This is a genomic window from Kitasatospora sp. NPDC098663 (assembly GCF_044760075.1).
Classification (GTDB): Bacteria; Actinomycetota; Actinomycetes; order Streptomycetales; family Streptomycetaceae; genus Kitasatospora.
Genome location: NZ_JBIWAP010000012.1, coordinates 198179 through 216935 on the forward strand (window position 1 = coordinate 198179; position 18757 = coordinate 216935).

The window sequence follows — 18757 nt, forward strand, 5'->3', positions numbered from 1 at the left end:
GGCCAATCACAGTCCGGTCCCCCACCGTCACGAGGTCCGCAGCGGTTCGGCCGCGCTCCTGCTGTCCAGCCCGGAGTGCCCGGAGGCGGCGGGGCGGGAGGGGAACGCGCGGTACAGCGCCCACAGCATCAGGACGGCGCTGACCAGCGCGCCGGCCAGGTACGCGAGCTCGGCACGGAGACCGACGTCACCCGGGGAGAGGGCGACCGCAACCAATGCTACGGAACCGGCCGTCCAGCCCACCAGCTGTCGGCGATGCTGGGCGCTCGACATCAGCGCCTGGCCGAATACCGTCGCGAGGACGTAGCAGAGCGTGCCGAGGACGAGCCAGGTGAAGTCCAGCGGGTTGAGCAGGTCCTTGGCGTTGAAGAGCAGCGGGTTGAGCCAGGCGCCGAGCGCGATCACCGGCAGCCCGCCGCCGATGCACATGGCGGCGACGATCGCCGTGGTACGGGTCAGCACCTTGCGGAACTCGGCGTGGTCGCCGGCCGCGGTGGCACCCGAGAGCGCGGAGACCATGGAGGCCTGGAGGGCGCTGTAGGCGAAGAGCGGCACGCGGGCCATCACCACGGCCTGGCCGAGGGCGAAGACCAGGGCGTCGGACGCCTCGGAGTGCTTCGGCGCGAGCAGGCGCACGCACACGACGGTCGCGTTCACCACCAGCTGGCTGAGCATCACGGAGCCGATCAGCAGGCCGAGCCCGCTGGTGAGCTGGCGCCAGGACACCTCCGGCCCGGGGGCGCGGTCGGCGAGGATGCCGCGCAGGCCGATCAGCGAGGCGGCGACCGGGGCGACCACCAGGATCAGGCCGAAGGCCAGCGCCGAGTGCAGCCCGAGGACGGCGGTCAGCGCGGCCAGCCCGATGCGCAGGGCACCGTCGACGGCCAGCTGGGTGCCGTAGGGGCCGAACAGCCCGAGGCCGGCCAGCGCACCGCGGGAGACCGAGCTCACCGCGAGGCCCGCCATGCCGCCGGCGAGGGCCACCACGAGGGTCCGGTCGCCGCCGAACAGCTGGTCGGCGATCGGGCCGGCGGCGGCCGCCAGCACGGCGCAGGCCGCGGCCAGGATCGCCAGGGCGAGCAGCAGCATCCGCCGTACCGCGGGCAGTGCCCCCGCCCCGGACACCTTGCGGGCGGCGACCAGCCGCGTCAGCTCCAGTTCGACGGGCTGGAACAGACCCCACCCGACGGACATCACGATCGTCCAGAGCATCGTCACCCTGGCCGCACCGGCCGTGCCCAGGCTGTAGCCCACGAGCGCCATGTAGACGTACGCCGAGGCGCCGAGCACGACCGTCCCACCGACCACGAGCCGGGCCCCCGGGGGTAGCACCCCGAGCAGCTTGGCGATCGGGTTCTTCATCACATGATCACCGAATTAACCGGCCGACCTTGCCACACGTCTCCGCACGAGGCCGGCCAGGCCGTGCGATTGCTGTGAATAGTAGCGGGTAGCCGTGAACGTCCGATGACGGTGGCCCCCACCCTCAGACACCCGGGAAGGTACGGGACCACGGCTCTGTCCAAAGGTTCTGAGGATCGCTCAGCACCGTCACCGTGACACCCTGCGCCGCCAGGTCCCGCTTGATCCGGTCGCCCACGGAGGGGTCGGCGGTCAGGACGGTCGGCGGGACGGGCGCGGCCGGGAGCTTGTCGATGGCTCCCTTGAGGCGGCCCAGGGACTTCTGGTAGTCCTCCTCCTTCACCTGGGGGCCGCCGATGGACACCCAGTGGATGTCGTACAGCGCCGTCATGTCGCCCCCGCGCCGGTTCAGCAGCGAGGCGAGCCAGGTGGCCTTGAGGTTCTTGTAGTCGTCGTTGGCGAAGAGCGCGATCACCGGGCCCTTGCTCGATATGTCGAGCGCCTGCGCGCCCTTGGGGCCCATGTCCCCCTTGAACTCGCCGCGTCCCCAGGCCACCAGCGGGTTGGCGGACCAGGCGGACGGGTTGTCCTTGGTGGTCAGGAAGCCCCACTGCACGTTGGCGAAGAGGCTGAGCGCGGCGGCGACGGCGAGGCCGGATATCGCCAGCTCGCCGAGGCGGCTCGGCAGCGTGCGGGCCGTCCCCCGGTACGGGCTCTGCAGCATGACCCCGACGGCGCCGAGGGATATCAGGCTGACCACGACGCCCACGGCCGTCATCTTGTGGAAGTAGTACGAGTACTTGCCGATGGTGTGCAGCTGGTAGGCGGCGAAGGCGCTGAGCAGCCCCCCGGTGCCGAGCAGGACCGCGAGGTGCGCCTGGCCGACGGCGGTCCGGCGGTTGCGCGGCATGACCGCGGCCAGCAGGCCGAGCAGCCCGCCGCCGATGAGTATGGAGCGGTCGGCCCCGACGCTCGGGCCGTTCATGTTCGAGGCACCGGCCACGTCGAGGTTGCCCAGCACGGACAGGACGCTCGGCAGCGCGGCCACGCCCAGCGCGCACGCCAGCGCGCCGGCGGTCCACCACCAGCGCCCGGCGAACTTGCGCCGGTGCGCCACCAGCGCGCCCAGCAGTGCGACGCCGACGAAGGCGCCGTAGATGTTGTACGCGTAGGTGACGGTGATCAGTCCGGCCGACGCGGCCAGCACGAACTCGGTGGTGCCCATCGCCGGCCGGATCAGCACGGCCAGCGCGAGTGCTATCAGCAGCAGCCCGATGAAGGTCGAGTCGAAGCCGTGGACCATCAGGTCCATGTAGTTGCTCGCGAACATGATCGCGCCGACGGTCGCGCACACCGCCGCGCAGCGCCAGCCGCGCAGCCGCGGCCCGCCGATCCACCGGGCCGCCCAGACCAGCACGGCGCAGAACAGCGCGTAGCCCACCAGCAGGTACAGGAAGTACCGGTTCATGGTGTAGAGCATGTCGCCGGAGTCGGCGGAGGAGTGGACGAGGGTGTCCGTCCAGGCCAGCAGGAAGTGGGAGCCCTGCGGGTACGTCACCTCGGACGGCGGTATCAGGAAGGACCTGGCCGCGTCCTGGTGGAGGAAGTTGAAGCCGCCGACGTTCTGGATGCCGGAGAAGAAGGAGAAGTGCGCGAGCCGGTCCTCCGACGTGGCGAAGTACGCGACCCGCTCGGCCGCGGACGTTCCCGCGATCGGGTGGAAGAGGTAGTGCCAGACGCCGTAACCGGTGCCCAGGACCAGCAGGTCGGACCAGCGGAAGCGCAACGGCAGGCGCGGGCCGCGGCGGGCGGCCCAGGCGGCGACCGTCACCACGCTGAACATCAGGCCGCTGGTGGCGACCGGCGAGAGGCCCCACGGCCAGAGCGAGAAGAGCAGGCCGAACGTCAGCACCGAACCGGCGAGCACCAGCCCGGCGACGAACAGCCGGTCGAGCAGCACGCCGCCGACCCGGAGCACGGCGGCTATCGAGAACAGCAGCAGCGGCAGCAGCAGGACGCCCAGGTCCAGCGCGACCAGCCCGGTCGGCACCAGCCAGGACAGGGCCAGCCCCCCGGCCAGGACGAGCGGGTTGCGTCTGGACCGTCCACCGGTGGTCGGCTCGGGCGGCGGCCCCGGCGGTGCGGTCGGACGTTGAAGCTCGCGCTCAGGCGAGGAATGTACGGTCGACACGGTGCCGTGCCCCTTCGGTCAAGTCCCTGCCGCCCGTCTCCCCGGCCGGGTGCGGACTTCCACTACCGTCAGCGGGCAGGCTACGAGCCACAGCATACCGAGGGGCCCGTCGGCACGACGGGCTGAGGGGGCCGGGTGGGCGGCACCCGAACCGGTGGGAACGGCCGCCGTTCAGCCCCGGTTCAACCCCGGAAGACCCAGATCTTCAACAGGACGAACCGGGCCACCGTGGCCAGGCCGTTGGCGGCGACCAGTCCGGCGACCTCCACCGGCCGGGAGGCGTTCGGCGCCACCTGGTCCAGCAGGGCGAGCGCGCCCGCGCTGAGGCCGAGCCCGATCAGGAAGGCCACCGCGCCCTGGAGCTGGTGCCGGACCATGCCCTGCGAGCCGGTGACCCCGAAGGTGAAGCGGCGGTTGGCCGCGGTGTTGGCCACCGCGCTGACGGCCAGCGCGATCAGGTTCGCCGCCTGCGGGTCGGTGAACCAGCGCGCGGCGACGAAGAGCGCCAGGTAGAAGACGGTGCTGAGCACCCCGATGACCAGGAAGGACGGCAGCTGGCGGCGGGTCGACGGGGCCGGCTGGACGGGCTCCGCCGGTTCCGCGGTGACGGTCACCGGCCCGGGCCCCGCGCGTCGCCCCGCGCCGCGCCGTCCTGCGCCAGTTCGTCGTCCGCCGAGTCGTAGCCGACGAAGTAGGTCGGGCGGGCCTGCACCGCCGAGTAGATCCGGCCGACGTACTCCCCCAGCAGTCCGACGCAGATCAGCTGCACGGCGCCGATGAAGAGCATGCCGATGAACAGCGAGGACCAGCCGGGCACGGTCGCACCGAGCGCGTACGAGAGGGTGGTGTAGACCGCGAGGGCCAGGCAGACCACGAAGCTCACCAGGCCCAGCCAGGTGGCCAGCCGCAGCGGGGCGGCGGAGAAGTTGGTCACGCTGTCCAGCGCGAGCCGGACCATCTTGGACAGCGGGTAGTGGGTACCGCCGGCGACCCGCTCCTCCCGGACGTACACCACCTCGCCGCTGGGGAAGCCGAGCCACGGCACCAGCAGCCGGTAGACCGGCTGGTGCTCGGGCAGCTGCTTGAGGGCCTCCACGGCCGCGCGGCTGAGCAGGCGGAAGTCGCCGGCCTGGTTGGGCATCCGCTTGCCGACCAGCTTGCGCATCAGCCAGTAGTAGGCGCCGGCCGTCCGGCGCTTGAAGGCGGTGTCGGTGGCGCGGTCCCCGCGCACGCCGTAGACGACGTCGAAGCCCTGCTCGCGGGCCAGGTCGAGCATCTCCGGGATCTTCTCCGGCGGGTCCTGGAGGTCGGCGTCGATGCTCACCACGTAGTCGCCGCGCGCCCGGTGGATGCCGGCGGTGAGCGCGGCCTGGTGCCCCGAGTTGCGGGCGAAGCGGACGATGCGGAACTCCGGCCAGTCCTGCCGGACCTTCTGCAGGACGACGGGGGTGGCGTCCGTGCTGCCGTCGTCGACGCCCACGACCTCGTAGTCGACCCCGAGCCCGTCCAGGATCGGCCGCAGCCGCTCGACGGTCAGCGGGAGCGCCTCCTGCTCGTTGTAGATCGGCATCACGACCGACAACAGTGGTGCCGTTGGCATGCGTTGGATCCCACTTTCCGCGACGGCGGGCTGGACGGTCGCCCGACAATAACAGCCGGCCATGAGCAGCCCGTGAAAGCGCGTGAAGGCGCGTGAAAGCCTGATGAAGGCCGAAGGGCTCCGCACACCTGGGTGTGCGGAGCCCTTCGGTTCGCCTGTGCGGGACAGACAGGTCAGAACACCAATTACTTGATGATCTTGGTGACCTGGCCGGCGCCCACGGTGCGGCCACCCTCACGGATGGCGAACTTCAGGCCCTCCTCCATGGCGATCGGCTGGATCAGCGCGACCGTCATGGCGGTGTTGTCGCCCGGCATGACCATCTCGGTGCCCTCGGGGAGGGTCACGACGCCGGTCACGTCCGTGGTACGGAAGTAGAACTGCGGGCGGTAGTTGTTGAAGAACGGGGTGTGGCGGCCACCCTCGTCCTTCGACAGGATGTAGGACTGGGCCTCGAAGTCGGTGTGCGGCGTGACCGAACCCGGCTTGATGATGACCTGGCCGCGCTCGACGTCCTCGCGCTTGATGCCACGGAGCAGCAGACCGACGTTCTCACCGGCCTGGCCCTCGTCGAGCAGCTTGCGGAACATCTCGATGCCGGTGACCGTGGTGGTGGTCTTGGTCTCCTTGATGCCGATGATGTCGACAGTCTCGTTGACCTTGAGGATGCCACGCTCGATACGACCGGTGACGACGGTGCCACGACCGGTGATCGTGAAGACGTCCTCGATCGGCATCAGGAACGGCTGGTCCACGGCGCGGGCCGGGGTCGGGATGGCCTCGTCCACGGCAGCCATGAGGCCGAGGAGCTTCTCGCCCCACTCCTTGTCGCCCTCCAGCGCCTTCAGCGCGGAGACGCGGACGACCGGCAGGTCGTCGCCCGGGAACTCGTACTCCGAGAGGAGCTCGCGGACCTCGAGCTCGACGAGCTCCAGGATCTCCTCGTCGTCCACCATGTCGGCCTTGTTCAGGGCGACGACGATGTAGGGGACGCCGACCTGGCGGGCCAGGAGGACGTGCTCCTTGGTCTGCGGCATCGGGCCGTCGGTGGCGGCGACGACGAGGATCGCACCGTCCATCTGGGCCGCACCGGTGATCATGTTCTTGATGTAGTCCGCGTGACCCGGGCAGTCGACGTGGGCGTAGTGACGCGCCTCGGTCTGGTACTCGACGTGCGCGATCGAGATGGTGATACCGCGCTGCCGCTCCTCCGGCGCCTTGTCGATCTGGTCGAACGGCGTGAAGGGGTTGATCTCCGGGTGAGCGTCGTGCAGCACCTTGGTGATCGCCGCGGTAAGGGTCGTCTTACCGTGGTCAATGTGACCAATGGTGCCGATGTTGACGTGGGGCTTCGTCCGCTCGAACTTCGCCTTCGCCACTGCAGTCCTCCTGAGGACAGTTCTGTACGCCGTGCTGACGTCAGTTGGTCTTTGATCGGGTTTGGCCCGAGGTGCCGGAAGCACCTCGCACCGTCCCGCGGGGTGGGGGCCGGAGGCCCCCCGGGAGAATCCGACCGGATTCTCCCGGGACGCCTCCTAATAGCCTAAGGGTTCACAATCGTCCCGAAATATCGGGACGGCCGCGGCCTCGTAGGGAACCGGCTGGAGCCGGTCCTTACTCGCCCTTGGCCTTGGCGATGATCTCCTCCGCCACGGCCTTCGGAACCTCGGCGTACGAGTCGAACTGCATCGAGTAGCTGGCGCGACCAGAGGTCTTGCTGCGCAGATCACCGACGTAGCCGAACATCTCGGAGAGCGGCACCAGCGCCGTGACGACGCGGGCACCGTGACGCTCGTCCATGGACCGGATCTGGCCACGGCGAGAGTTGATGTCACCGATCACGTCGCCCATGTAGTCCTCGGGCGTGGTGACCTCGACGGCCATCATCGGCTCGAGGAGGACCGGCTTGGCCTTCCGCGCGCCTTCCTTGAACGCCATCGAACCGGCGATCTTGAACGCGAGCTCGGACGAGTCGACGTCGTGCGCCTGGCCGTCGAGCAGCTTCACGCGGACACCCTGCAGCGGGTAGCCGGCGAGGATGCCGAACTCCATGGCCTCCTGGCAACCGGCGTCGACCGACGGGATGTACTCCCGCGGCACGCGGCCACCGGTGACCTGGTTGACGAACTCGTAGCCCTCGGCCTGCTCGAGCGGCTCGATCGCGATCTGCACCTTGGCGAACTGACCGGAACCACCGGTCTGCTTCTTGTGGGTGTAGTCGATGCGCTCGACGGCCTGACGGATCGTCTCGCGGTACGCGACCTGCGGCTTGCCGACGTTGGCCTCGACCTTGAACTCACGCTTCATACGGTCGACCAGCACCTCGAGGTGCAGCTCGCCCATACCCGCGATGATGGTCTGGCCGGTCTCCTCGTCCGTGTTGACCTGGAAGGACGGGTCCTCCTCGGCGAGACGCTGGATGGCAACACCCAGCTTCTCCTGGTCACCCTTGGACTTGGGCTCGATCGCGACGCGGATGACCGGGGCCGGGAAGTCCATGGACTCCAGGATGACCGGGGCCTTCTCGTCGGACAGCGTCTCACCAGTGGTGGTCTGCTTCAGGCCCATGACGGCGACGATGTCGCCGGCGCCCACCGACTCGATCTCCTCACGCTTGTTCGCGTGCATGCGGTAGATCTTGCCGATGCGCTCCTTCTTGCCCTTCACGGCGTTCAGCACCGAGGTGCCGGACTCCAGGCGGCCGGAGTAGATCCGGACGAAGGTGAGCTTGCCCAGGTGCGGGTCGGACATGATCTTGAACGCCAGCGCGGCCAGGGGCTCGTCGTCCGAGGCCTTGCGGGTGATCTTGGTCTCCGGGTCGTTGGGCTTGGTGCCCTCAACCGACTCGATGTCCAGCGGCGACGGGAGGTACTTGACGACCGCGTCGAGCAGGGGCTGAACGCCCTTGTTCTTGAACGCGGTACCGCAGAAGATCGGCGTGAAGGCCGACTCCAGGGTGCCCTTGCGGATCGCCTCGTACAGCAGCTCCTCGGGGACGTCCTCGCCCTCCATGGCGAGCATCATCACGTCATCGCTGACGTTCGACACCTCGTCCAGGAGCATCTCGCGGTACTCGTTCGCCTGCTCCTGCAGCTCGGCCGGGATGTCGACGATGTCGTACATCTCGCCCTTGGCGGCCTCGGCGGACCAGACCAGCGCCTTCATGCGGACAAGGTCGACAACGCCCTTGAAGTCCGCCTCGGCACCGATCGGGAGCTGCATGACCAGCGGGGTCGCGCCGAGGCGGTCCACGATGGTCTTGACGCAGAAGAAGAAGTTCGCGCCCGTGCGGTCCAGCTTGTTGATGAAGCAGATGCGCGGGACGCCGTAGCGGTCAGCCTGCCGCCACACGGTCTCGGACTGGGGCTCGACACCGGCAACACCGTCGAACACCGTCACGGCACCGTCGAGGACGCGCAGCGAACGCTCCACCTCTACGGTGAAGTCGACGTGACCCGGGGTGTCGATGATGTTGATGGTGTTGTCGACGTCGTCGACCGTCCAGTGACAGGTCGTCGCGGCCGACGTGATCGTGATGCCGCGCTCCTGCTCCTGCTCCATCCAGTCCATGGTGGCAGCGCCATCGTGGACCTCACCGATCTTGTACGAGACGCCGGTGTAGAACAGGATCCGCTCGGTGGTGGTGGTCTTGCCCGCGTCGATGTGCGCCATGATCCCGATGTTGCGGACCCTGGCGAGGTCAAGGGAGGTTGCAGCCATGGTGGCTCGTTCTCTCTCTGTCTAGTGACGGGGTAGGGACTACCAGCGGTAGTGCGCGAAGGCCTTGTTGGACTCGGCCATCTTGTGGGTGTCCTCGCGACGCTTCACGGAAGCGCCCAGGCCGTTGCTGGCGTCGAGGATCTCGTTCATCAGGCGCTCGGTCATGGTCTTCTCGCGACGGGCGCGGGAGTAACCGACCATCCAGCGCAGCGCCAGGGTGCTGGCGCGGCCCGGACGGACCTCGACCGGAACCTGGTAGGTCGCGCCACCGACACGGCGGGACTTGACCTCGAGGGCCGGCTTGACGTTCTCCAGCGCGCGCTTCAGCGTCACGACCGGGTCCGAGCCGGTCTTCTCACGAACGCCCTCGAGGGCGCCGTAGACGATCCGCTCGGCGGTGGAGCGCTTGCCGTGCAGCAGGATCTTGTTGACCAGCTGGGTGACGACCGGGGAGCCGTAAACCGGGTCGATGATGACCGGGCGCTTCGGGGCGGGGCCCTTACGAGGCATTCTTACTTCTCCTTCTTGGCGCCGTAGCGGCTGCGAGCCTGCTTGCGGTTCTTGACACCCTGGGTGTCAAGCGAACCGCGGATGATCTTGTAGCGGACACCAGGAAGGTCCTTCACACGACCACCGCGCACCAGCACGATGGAGTGCTCCTGCAGATTGTGGCCCTCGCCCGGGATGTAAGCGGTGACCTCGATCCCGCTGGTGAGGCGCACACGGGCGACCTTGCGGAGAGCCGAGTTCGGCTTCTTCGGGGTGGTCGTGTACACACGCGTGCAGACCCCACGACGCTGCGGGGAACCCTTCAGCGCGGGAGTCTTGTTCTTCTCGACCTTGTCCTGCCGGCCCTTTCGGACCAGCTGCTGGATCGTAGGCACCGTTTCTCCGTTTTCTGTGTGCCAAGGCTTGGTAAAACTAACCTGCGGTGATCCCCCGCACACGGCCCCGTGGTCGACCCACGCGGTCGGGTGTGTTGGGCTTATTCCGACACGGAATCCCATGAGCTGATGTACAGCGACGGCGCTCAACGCGCGGGGCGCTGGAAGGCGCTCCGGCTCGGCGCGGCGACCGGTGTGCATGCACGCACAAGGACCCGGGGACACCCCAGGCACAAGGTCAGAGCGTACCTAGCGCATCGGGCGCGGTCAAAACAAATGCAACGCCGCAGGTCGCGACCTTCGGCCGGATGTCCCAGGAGTGTCCCGGACGCGACCACCCGGTGTCGGGCCGCCCTCCAACCGCTCTACCACAGCCCGCCGACCGCCGCCACCGGGGCGGGACGCGCCCCGGGCGGCTCGCTCAGATCGGCGCCTGCAGCGCCACCAGGAGAAGCAGCGTCCAGAGCGCGCAGCCCGCGTAGCCGAAGAGCAGGCCGAGGGTGGAGACCCAGTCGCCGGCCCGGTCGTGGCGGCTCAGCTGGGCCTTCGCGACGTGCCCGACGACCACCGCGGGCAGCGAGAGACCGGTCAGGCCGAAGACCAGCGAGGTGACCGCCAGCCCGTTGGTGGAGCGAACCGGCGGCGGGGGCGGCGGAAGGAAGGTCGCCGGGACGGGCGGGGCGGCGAAGGCCATCGGCGACGGCATCGGGCCGGAGGGCAGGTCGGACACCAGCCCGGCCAGCTGGCCGTAGGTCTGCGCGCCGGAGGCCTGCTCGTGGCGCTGCTCGTACTCCTCGGCGGAGAGCCGGCCCTCGGCGAACGCGGCCTTCAGCACGTCGATCGTCCGGTCACGGTCCGCGTACCCGGCGCGCATCCCCGCGTGGAACCCGGGCTGCGGGACGGGTTGCGGGGCGGCCTGCGGGGCGGGCTGGGGCTGCCAGTCCCCGCGGCGATCGGGCTCGCCGGGGCCCGCGGCTCCCCACGGTTGAACGGCCATCCGCACCTCCCGGCACCCGGCGCGGCCCCGCGCGCCTCGCTGTCCCTCACTGTCCCTCATAGTGCAGGACGAACGGCGCAGCTGAGTAGTTGCCAATTCCGGCCCGGCACCCGCCGTAACGCGCCGTCCCGACGGCGCGCCTCACTCGTTCGGCCCACTCGCTCAGGGGATCCTCAACTCGGGAGACAGCCCGTTTCCGCAGTGACAGGCTGATTCCGAGACACCCATCCGCCAGCGAACAGAGAAGGCCGCCATGCAGGCGTCAGCGCCGCCGCCGTCCGACCACCCCGTACCCGTTCCCCCCTCCGCCGTCAGCATCCAGGGGCTGTGGAAGCACTTCGGCGGCCAGGCCGCCGTCGCCGGACTCAGCCTGGAGCTGCCGGCCGGCTCCTTCATCGGCCTGGTCGGCCCGAACGGCGCCGGCAAGACCACCACGCTGTCCATGGCCACCGGCCTGCTCCGGCCCGACCAGGGCACCGTCCTCATCCACGGCGGCGACGTCTGGGCCGACCCGGTCGCGGTCAAGGCGCGGATCGGCATCCTGCCCGAGGGGCTGCGGATGTTCGAGCGCCTCAGCGGCCGCGAACTGCTGCAGTACAACGGGCGGCTGCGCGGCCTGCCCGGCGCCGAGGTGGACCGCCGCGCGGAGGAACTGCTGGCCGTCCTGGACCTCGCCCGCGACGCCGACAAGCTGGTCGCCGACTACTCCACCGGCATGCGCAAGAAGATCGGTCTGGCCGCCGCGCTGCTGCACAACCCCGACGTGCTGTTCCTCGACGAGCCCTTCGAGGGCGTCGACCCGGTCTCCGCGCAGACCATCCGCGGCGTGCTCAAGCGGTACGCGGCGGCCGGATCCACGGTGATCTTCTCCAGCCACGTGATGGAACTGGTCGAACAGCTCTGCGACTGGGTCGCCGTGGTCAACGCCGGCCGGGTGATCGCCCACGGCCCGCTGGACACCGTGCGCGGCGGGCGCAGCCTCCACGAGGCCTTCCTCGGGCTGATCGGCGTCCGCGAGGACGACGGCCAGGCGCTCGGCTGGCTCGGCGGACAAGCCAGTGGGCAGACCGGCGCGCAGCTCGGGGGCGGGCAGTGAGCACCACCCCCGCGGCCGCCCCGACCCCGGTGCCCGACGGGCGGACGGTGGTCCGCGCCCTGGTGGCGCTCAAGCTGCGGCTGCTGCGCAACGGCCTGCGGCGCAGCCCCGGCCGGACCGCCGTGTACGTCATCGGCGGTGTCGTCGGCCTGGCCTTCGCGGCCGGCATCGCCTTCGCCCTCGCCATGCTGAACGGGCGCTTCGACGGCTCCGGGGACGCCGGGGTGATGCTGCTCGGCGTGCTCACCCTCGGCTGGGCGGCGCTGCCGCTGTTCCTCTTCTCCAGCGACGAGAGCGCCGACCCGACCCGGCTCACCATGCTCCCGCTGCGGCCCGGCCCGCTGCTGCGCGGCTCGCTGCTGGCCGCGCTGATCGGGCCCGGCCCGCTGGTCAGCCTGGTGCTGGTGACCGGCGCGGCGCTGTCCGGCGCCAACGGCGGTGCCTCGGCCGCGGCCGCGCTGGTCGGCGTCCCGCTGGCCGTGCTCTGCCTGGTCACGCTCGCCCGGGCGGTCGCCGCCGGCAACGCCCGGATGCTCTCCAGCCGGCGCGGCAAGGACTTCGCGATCTTCGGCGGACTGCTGTTCGCCCTGCTCGTGCAGGCCGCCAACGTCGGCTCGCAGAGCGTCTTCGGCCGCCCCGGGGACCACCTCGACCTCAGCCCGCTGGCGCCGATCGCCTCCGTGCTGCGCTGGCTGCCGCCGGTCAGCGCGGCGGACGCGGCCCGCACCGCCGGCGAGGGGCGGTACGGGCTGGCGCTGTTCCAGCTCGCCGCGGCCGCGGCGCTGCTCGCCCTGCTGCTGCGCTGGTGGCGCGGCAGCCTCCAGGAGCTGATGGTCACCGCCGACTCCTCCACCCTGGAGGTGGCCCGCGGCGTGCAGAGCTCGCGCGGCTGGAGCTTCCTGCCCGAGGGCCGGACCGGCGCGGTGATGCAGCGCCACCTCCGGTACGCCTGGCGGGAGCCGCGGGCCAAGGCCGCGGTGTTCACCAGCATCGGCATGACGCTGGTGATCTGCGTGCTGTCGATGGTCCAGGGCTGGTCGAGCGTCTACCTGCTGGCGATGACCGGGATGTTCCTCGGGCTGCAGATGCTCAACCTGTTCGGCATGGACGGCTCGGCGTTCTGGATGGTCGCCGCCACCCTGCTCACCCCGGCCGACGCCCGGGACGAGCTGCGCGGCCGGGCCTACGCGGTGCTGTCGTACGCCGTTCCGGTGACGCTGGTGCTCGGGCCCGTGCTGGCCGCCGCCACCGGCGACTGGGCCGGTCTGCCGTCCGCACTCGGCCTCGCGCTCGCCCTGCTCGGCTGCGGCGTCGCGCTCGGCGCGACGCTCAGCGTGCTCGCGCCGTACACCATGCCGGCCGACAGCAACCCGATGCGCAACGCCGCCCCCGGGCAGGGCGGCCTGGTGCTGGTCAACCAGTTCGGCTCGCTGTTCGGTGTGGCGTTGCTCTCCCTGCCGGTGAGCGGCTACCTCGGCTGGGCGCTGCTCTCCGCCGGCCCGACCTGGCCGGTCCTGCTGGCCGGCCCGCTCTACGGCGCCCTGATCGCCGCCCTCGGCATCCGCTTCGCGGCCGGGCGGCTGCTGGAGCGCGCCCCGGAGATCCTGGCCAAGGCCGTCGAGCGCTGAGTCGCCCGCGTCACCCGGAGCGCCCGGTCCCGTCGAAGGGGCCGGGCGCTCCGGCATCATGGGCGGGAGGGCCGGACCGTCGAGGAGAGCAGGGACACACCGTGGGCAAGCGCGCGCAGCAGGACGGGGACGGGGGCGCCGGCCCGCTGCTGGAGCAGGCGGTGCGATCTGTGCTGACCGCCCCGGACGAGACGCTGGACCTCGCCCTCGACACCGGGGCGTCGCTGCTCGCCGCCTCGGCCGGCCAGTGGCCGGCGGTCAGCCGGGCCCTGCTGGGGTACGCGGACACCGCCGTCGGCCGCTGCTGGTCCGCCGGGTGGCGTCCGGCGGACCTCGCCCGGGTGGTCCGGCGCGGGCTGAAGCCCGTCCACCTGGCCCTCGCGGTGGACCTGATCGCCGCCGAGGGCCGTCGGCACGCCGCGGCCGCCCTCGACCGGCGCTGGCACGAGCAGTTGCGCGAGCTGGAGGCCGAGGTGTGGTGGCCGGGCGACGAGCAGTACCTCGGCGCCTTCGCCGACCGGCACCGGCTGGACCGCTTCGCGCTCGCCACCACCGCCCTGGAGCTGCTGCGGACCTGGGGCCGGCTGCCGCCGATCTCCCCGGTCGGCCCCGCGCCGGGCCGGCGGCCGCAGGCCGAGCGCACCACCGGCCCGCAGGCCGGCGAGCCGAGGATGCTGGCCCGGATCCGGGCGCTGCTGGCCAAGGCCGAGTCCACCGAGTACCCGGAGGAGGCTGAGGCGCTCACCACCAAGGCCCAGCAGCTGATGGCCCAGCACAGCATCGACGATGCGCTGCTGGCCGCCACCGGAGACGACCGGAACACCCCGGCGGCGCTGCGGATCGGCGTGGACAACCCGTACGAGAGCCCCAAGACGATGCTGCTGGACGCCGTCGCGGCGGCCAACCGGTGCCGGGTCGTGTGGGCCAAGGAGTTCGGCTTCTGCACCGTCGTCGGCTTCGACGGCGACCTGGACGGCGTCGAGCTGCTCTACACCTCGCTGCTGGTGCAGGCCACCCACGCGCTCAACAAGGCCGGCTCTCGCCGGGACTCGCGCAGCAAGGCGTTCCGGCACTCCTTCCTGGTCGCGTACGCGGCGCGGATCCGCGAGCGGCTGACCGCCGCCACCGAACGCGCGACCACCGCCGCCGCGGCCGGCCGGCACCTGCGCGAGGACGGCACCGAGGAGCAGCTGCTGCCCGACGAGCGGCTGCTGCCCGCGCTCGCCGCCCGCTCCGAGGCGGTGGACGACGAGGTCGGCCGGCTGTTCCCCAAGCTGGTCTCGCAACGGGTCCGGGTGAGCGACGGCGTGGGCTGGGCGGCCGGGCGCGCCGCCGCCGACCGCGCCGCGCTGCACGGGCGCGCCGGGCAGATCCGCCGGTAGACCTGATAGAACGTATCCCGCCATGAACCAAGGGGGATCGACGTGACGGAGTCGGCGGCCGAATCGGGATACCGCGACCGGGTGCGCGGGGCGCTGCTCGGCGGGGCCGTCGGCGACGCGCTGGGCTGGCCGGTGGAGTTCCAGCAGCTCCACCAGATCCAGCAGCGGTACGGGCCGGACGGCGTGACCGGGCTGCCGGCCGGCGCCGGGCCGGTCGAAGTCACCGACGACACCCAGATGACCCTGTTCACCGCCGAGGGCCTGATCCGTGCCTTCGTCCGCGGCTGGACGGGCGGCGGCGGCTCGGTGCCGGAGGCCGTCCACGCCGCGTACCGGCGCTGGCTGCTGACCCAGCGCCAGGGCTCGCCGGACACCGCGCCGCAGCCCCGCCCGTACGACGGCTGGCTGCTGACCAGGCCCTTCCTGTACGCGTCGCGGGCGCCCGGCAACGCCTGCATGAGCGGGGTGGCCGAGCACCCGGAGTTCGAGTCGCCGTCCGTGATCGGGCAGCCGGGGCCGATCAACCCGGACTCCAAGGGCTGCGGCACGGTGATGCGCTCGGCGCCGTTCGGGCTGGCCCGGCTGGGCGTCGAGCTGTCCTTCGGGCTGGCCGTGCAGTGCGCCCAGATCACCCACGGGCACCCGACCGGCTACCTCTCGGCGGGCGCCTTCGCGGCACTGGTCGAGCGGCTCGCCAGCGGGACCGAGCCGTGGGCGGCGGTCGGCGAGACCGTGGAGCAGATCCGCGAGCTGCCGGGGTCCAAGGAGACGGTGCAGGCGCTGGCCCGGGCCGTCCGGGTGGCCCAGGAGTCGCAGCCGACGGCGGAGTCCGTGGAGCGGGTCGGGCTCGGCTGGATCGCCGAGGAGTGCCTGGCCATCGCGGTGTACTCGCTGCTGGCGACCACCCTCGAACCCGACCCGGTGCGCAGCGCGCTGGTGCTGTCGGTGAACCACTCCGGGGACAGCGACTCCACCGGCGCGGTCTGCGGCAACCTGGTCGGCGCCGCGTACGGCGCCTCGGCGCTGCCCGCCGAGTGGGCGGGGGCGGTCGAGGGCCGGGCCGAACTGCTGCGGGTCGCGGACGACCTGCTGGTGCTGTTCGGCAGCCGCGACCCGGCCCACCCGGCGCTCGGCGGGCGCTACCCGGCCTGGTGACGCCCGATCCGCCTCCGTGTGCTTCGCCCGCTTCGTCTGCGGGTCGGCTCAAGGCGCCTGCGAGTCGGCTCAAGGCGCCTGCGGGTCGGCTCAGGGCGCCTGCGGGTCGGTGACCTGGCCGAGGAACAGCGGCCGCCCGTCGACGGTGTCGCGGATCAGGAACAGGAACGGCCGGTCGATGTACAGCTGGACGGACTCCGGCGCGGCCGGCGCCGCCATCGCCGCCACCCCGGCGCCGCTGCCGGCCGCCGCGACCGTACCGTCCTCGTTCACCTCGACGGTGGCCTTCTGCACCACCGCGCCCAGGCCGAGCGGCTCCTTGGCGGTGATGCCGGTGAAGTCGGGCGCGTCGAAGGCCGCCTTGACGCCGAGTGAGCGCAGGGCGGGGACGAGGTCGTTGGCCGTGTCGAAGTGGAACCGCGGCAGGGTCAGGTCGACGGACCGCTCGTCGAGCCCGCCGAGGATCCGGTCGAGCTGGGCCCGGTCCAGGCCCTTGCTGAAGGCCGCGTACCCGCCCTGTGCGGGGACGATCAGGTCCATCGCCAACCCACCTCCCACGTAAGGCAGTTCGACGGCCTGCCAGGGTTCGCCGACGATGCCGCCGGAGCCCTCGGCGTACCGGAGGGTGCCGGTGCGGCTCATCGTGCTCACCGACGGGGTGGAGCCGTCCAACCGGTGGAAGGGGCGCTCGGAGGTGTTCGCGGGCTTGAACCCGGAGGCCCACGCCGCCTTCAGGTAGAGCGCGTCGGTGAGCGCCAGCCGGGTGTCGGCGGTGATCTGCCGCGGGCCGAAGAGCTCCTTGATCCGCCCCTCGGTGGCCTTCTCCACCGCCGCGTTGATGCTTCCGCGGGCGCCGTCCGGGTCCCTGGCGAAGTCGACGGGGTGCACACCGGTGTCGAAGGCGGCGGCGAGCGTGTCCAGGTACTCCGGGGCGACGGCCAGGCCCTGCTGCGTCCACAGGGCGTCGGACCGGCGCAGGACGACCTGGTCGCCGCCGGCCCGGCTCCCGCCGTCCGGCGCGCCGACGGCGAGGGCGTACTGCCGCGGGTCGAGCCCGGTGTGCAGGGCCTTGGCCAGCTCCTCGGCGGTGGCGCCGCGCGCCCCCGGCAGCAGCATCCCGAGCACGCTCGCCAGCCCGGCCGGCGAGACCACGACGTTGCGCCCCGCCCCGTCCGGCGTCGCCGTCAGCGCGTGCAGCAGGTCCAGCCCGAACGCGCCGGTCCCGGCCGCCACCGCCGCCACCTGCCCCGGATCCACCGCCGCCCGGCTCCCCGACGCCGAGGCCCGCACCACCACGGGCCCCCCGCCCGCCGCACTCCCGCACCCGGCCAGCGCCGGGCCGACGGCCAACCCGGCGGCGAGAAGCAACCCCGCCCGACGGCGGGAACGGCGATGCCCTACGGCGCTGCGCTTCGTCATGGCCCTTCGACGCACCACCCCCGACCCCGGTTCCGCCCGGGGCCGGACCGCGGGTCGTGGAGCTCAGGTCGTGGAGCTCAGGTCGTGGAGCTCAGTCCCAGAGCGCCCCGAGCGCGAGCAGCTCGTCCCGGTACTCGATCCGCTCCACCCACTCCTGCGGCCAGACCGACTCCCCGTGACGGGCCCCGGCGAAGGCGCCGGTCAGACAGGCCAGGGAGTCCGAGTCGCCGCTGGAGTAGGCGGCCCGGCGGACGGCGGCCACCGGGTCGTCCGGCAGCAGCAGGAAGCAGAGCAGGCCGGTGGCGAAGGCCTCCTCGGCGACCCAGCCCTCACCGGTGGCCAGACACGGGTCCGCTTCGACGTCGGGCGCGGCGAGCGCAGCGTCGAGTCGGTCGAGAACGGCCAGGCAGTCGTCCCAGCCGCGGGCGATGACGTCCTGCGGCGAGCGGCCGTGCCAGCGCGCGGCGAGGTCGCCGAGCCAGAACTCGTCGTAGCGCTCGCGGCTCGCCAGCGCGTAGGCCCGCAGCACCTCGGGCAGGCCGGCCGGCGGAACGCCCTCGGCGAGCTTGCGGATGGCGTACGCGGTGAGGTCACTGGCGGCGAGCGCGGTCGGGTGCCCGTGGGTGAGCGCGGACTGCAGCTGCGCGGCGCCCGCGAGCTGGCGGGCGTCGAGTTCGCGGATCAGCCCGACCGGAGCGACCCGCATGTTGGCGCCGCAGCCCTTGGAACCGACGTCGCTCGCCTGCTGCCAGCGGTACGCGGGGCGGCTCAGCCGCTCGCAGGCGCGCAGGCAGGTCATGCCGGGAGCACGGTTGTTCTCCGGGGAGCGCCACCAATCGACGAACTCCTCGCGAACGGGCCGCTCCAGCCGTAGCGGGGTCAGCGGCCCGCGCTCCAGGGCAATGCGCAGACCACGGCCGAGGGCGAGGGTCATCTGGGTGTCGTCGGTGACCAGCGCCCTTGGGGGCAGCGGAAGTTGCCGCCAGTCCGGGTGGTCTACGGCAATCATCTCGACCGTCTTGAACTCGGTCACCCGGCCGATCGCATCCCCGATCGCCAGCCCCAGCAGTGACCCCGTCGCCTTGCCCACAGCTCTCCCCCGTTCCTCGAACCGACCCGACCCGACCTGGCCCAGACCTCGGTCTAGACCCAATGCCGGTGACTTTAGGTTGTTGCCGGCTGGGTGATTGTGACTGTTGCCGGTTGTGGTGGTGGCCAGTTGCGGTGTTGGGCGCGTTTGAGGGGCCAGTTGGACATCTTGCGTTTGATGACGCGGGGGCAGGTCCGCTGTCGGCGTTGGGGCAGCAGGCGTTCGGCGATCTC

The 18757-nt window shown here is 71.6% G+C and carries 15 protein-coding genes; 4 read left to right on the forward strand and 11 right to left on the reverse strand.

Annotated elements, in window-relative coordinates; all coding sequences use genetic code 11:
- Positions 1-27: 27 nt before the first annotated feature.
- From ACIQVZ_RS16225 to ACIQVZ_RS16265, 9 genes are all read right to left on the reverse strand, one after another.
- Entirely contained in the window at positions 28-1362 is a 1335-nt protein-coding gene (locus ACIQVZ_RS16225) for a hypothetical protein (protein WP_400330294.1), read from the reverse strand.
- A 124-nt stretch (positions 1363-1486) separates the two neighbouring features.
- Entirely contained in the window at positions 1487-3553 is a 2067-nt protein-coding gene (locus tag ACIQVZ_RS16230; RefSeq protein ID WP_402450483.1) for a hypothetical protein, read from the reverse strand.
- A 182-nt stretch (positions 3554-3735) separates the two neighbouring features.
- Complete coding sequence (locus tag ACIQVZ_RS16235) at positions 3736-4167, reverse strand: GtrA family protein (RefSeq protein ID WP_350877095.1); 432 nt, start codon at positions 4165-4167, stop codon at positions 3736-3738.
- Positions 4164-5153 (reverse strand): glycosyltransferase family 2 protein, encoded by a 990-nt coding sequence (locus ACIQVZ_RS16240; RefSeq protein ID WP_350877093.1) that lies wholly within the window; start codon positions 5151-5153, stop codon positions 4164-4166. The genes ACIQVZ_RS16235 and ACIQVZ_RS16240 overlap by 4 nt, the downstream gene beginning before the upstream one ends.
- A gap of 185 nt (positions 5154-5338) precedes the next feature.
- Positions 5339-6532 carry an elongation factor Tu gene (tuf, locus tag ACIQVZ_RS16245; protein ID WP_063348956.1) on the reverse strand — a complete coding sequence of 398 codons (1194 nt, stop codon included), beginning with the start codon at positions 6530-6532 and terminating at the stop codon, positions 5339-5341.
- A 235-nt stretch (positions 6533-6767) separates the two neighbouring features.
- The gene (fusA, locus tag ACIQVZ_RS16250) at positions 6768-8873 is read right to left on the reverse strand and encodes an elongation factor G (RefSeq protein WP_063348955.1); all 2106 of its coding nucleotides are present in this window, start codon (positions 8871-8873) and stop codon (positions 6768-6770) included.
- 39 nt (positions 8874-8912) lie between these two features.
- Positions 8913-9383, reverse strand: a complete 471-nt coding sequence (gene rpsG, locus ACIQVZ_RS16255) for a 30S ribosomal protein S7 (RefSeq protein ID WP_030055803.1) — start codon at positions 9381-9383, stop codon at positions 8913-8915.
- A gap of 2 nt (positions 9384-9385) precedes the next feature.
- Positions 9386-9757: a 30S ribosomal protein S12 gene (gene rpsL, locus ACIQVZ_RS16260; RefSeq protein ID WP_014144289.1), complete on the reverse strand. Its 372-nt coding sequence runs from the start codon at positions 9755-9757 to the stop codon at positions 9386-9388.
- Between the two features lie 421 nt (positions 9758-10178).
- On the reverse strand, positions 10179-10754 hold the full coding sequence (locus ACIQVZ_RS16265; RefSeq protein ID WP_350877090.1) for a DUF1707 and DUF4190 domain-containing protein: 576 nt from the start codon (positions 10752-10754) through the stop codon (positions 10179-10181).
- A 253-nt stretch (positions 10755-11007) separates the two neighbouring features.
- On the opposite strand from ACIQVZ_RS16265, the gene ACIQVZ_RS16270 reads away from it, so the two are divergent.
- From ACIQVZ_RS16270 to ACIQVZ_RS16285, 4 genes are all read left to right on the forward strand, one after another.
- Positions 11008-11850, forward strand: coding sequence for an ABC transporter ATP-binding protein (locus tag ACIQVZ_RS16270; protein WP_350877088.1), 843 nt, complete (start codon positions 11008-11010; stop codon positions 11848-11850).
- Positions 11847-13478, forward strand: coding sequence for a transporter (locus tag ACIQVZ_RS16275; RefSeq protein ID WP_402450486.1), 1632 nt, complete (start codon positions 11847-11849; stop codon positions 13476-13478). The genes ACIQVZ_RS16270 and ACIQVZ_RS16275 overlap by 4 nt, the downstream gene beginning before the upstream one ends.
- Positions 13479-13579: 101 nt before the next feature.
- Positions 13580-14860 (forward strand): DUF2786 domain-containing protein, encoded by a 1281-nt coding sequence (locus ACIQVZ_RS16280; protein ID WP_402450488.1) that lies wholly within the window; start codon positions 13580-13582, stop codon positions 14858-14860.
- 42 nt (positions 14861-14902) lie between these two features.
- Positions 14903-16015, forward strand: a complete 1113-nt coding sequence (locus tag ACIQVZ_RS16285; RefSeq protein ID WP_402450491.1) for an ADP-ribosylglycohydrolase family protein — start codon at positions 14903-14905, stop codon at positions 16013-16015.
- Between the two features lie 90 nt (positions 16016-16105).
- Here ACIQVZ_RS16285 and ACIQVZ_RS16290 read toward each other — a convergent pair whose 3' ends face one another.
- Positions 16106-17272: a serpin family protein gene (locus ACIQVZ_RS16290; protein ID WP_402450494.1), complete on the reverse strand. Its 1167-nt coding sequence runs from the start codon at positions 17270-17272 to the stop codon at positions 16106-16108.
- Positions 17273-17525: 253 nt separating this feature from the next.
- On the reverse strand, positions 17526-18524 hold the full coding sequence (locus ACIQVZ_RS16295) for an ADP-ribosylglycohydrolase family protein (protein ID WP_402450495.1): 999 nt from the start codon (positions 18522-18524) through the stop codon (positions 17526-17528).
- Positions 18525-18757: the final 233 nt, after the last annotated feature.

Bases quoted from the DNA above. Each gene is read 5' to 3' on its own strand.
- ACIQVZ_RS16225 (WP_400330294.1), bottom strand. From the start codon at position 1,362: ATGAAGAACCCGATCGCCAAGCTGCTCGGGGTGCTACCCCCGGGGGCC.
- ACIQVZ_RS16240 (WP_350877093.1), bottom strand. From the start codon at position 5,153: ATGCCAACGGCACCACTGTTGTCGGTCGTGATGCCGATCTACAACGAG.
- fusA (WP_063348955.1), bottom strand. From the start codon at position 8,873: ATGGCTGCAACCTCCCTTGACCTCGCCAGGGTCCGCAACATCGGGATC.
- rpsG (WP_030055803.1), bottom strand. From the start codon at position 9,383: ATGCCTCGTAAGGGCCCCGCCCCGAAGCGCCCGGTCATCATCGACCCG.
- ACIQVZ_RS16265 (WP_350877090.1), bottom strand. From the start codon at position 10,754: ATGGCCGTTCAACCGTGGGGAGCCGCGGGCCCCGGCGAGCCCGATCGC.
- ACIQVZ_RS16270 (WP_350877088.1), top strand. From the start codon at position 11,008: ATGCAGGCGTCAGCGCCGCCGCCGTCCGACCACCCCGTACCCGTTCCC.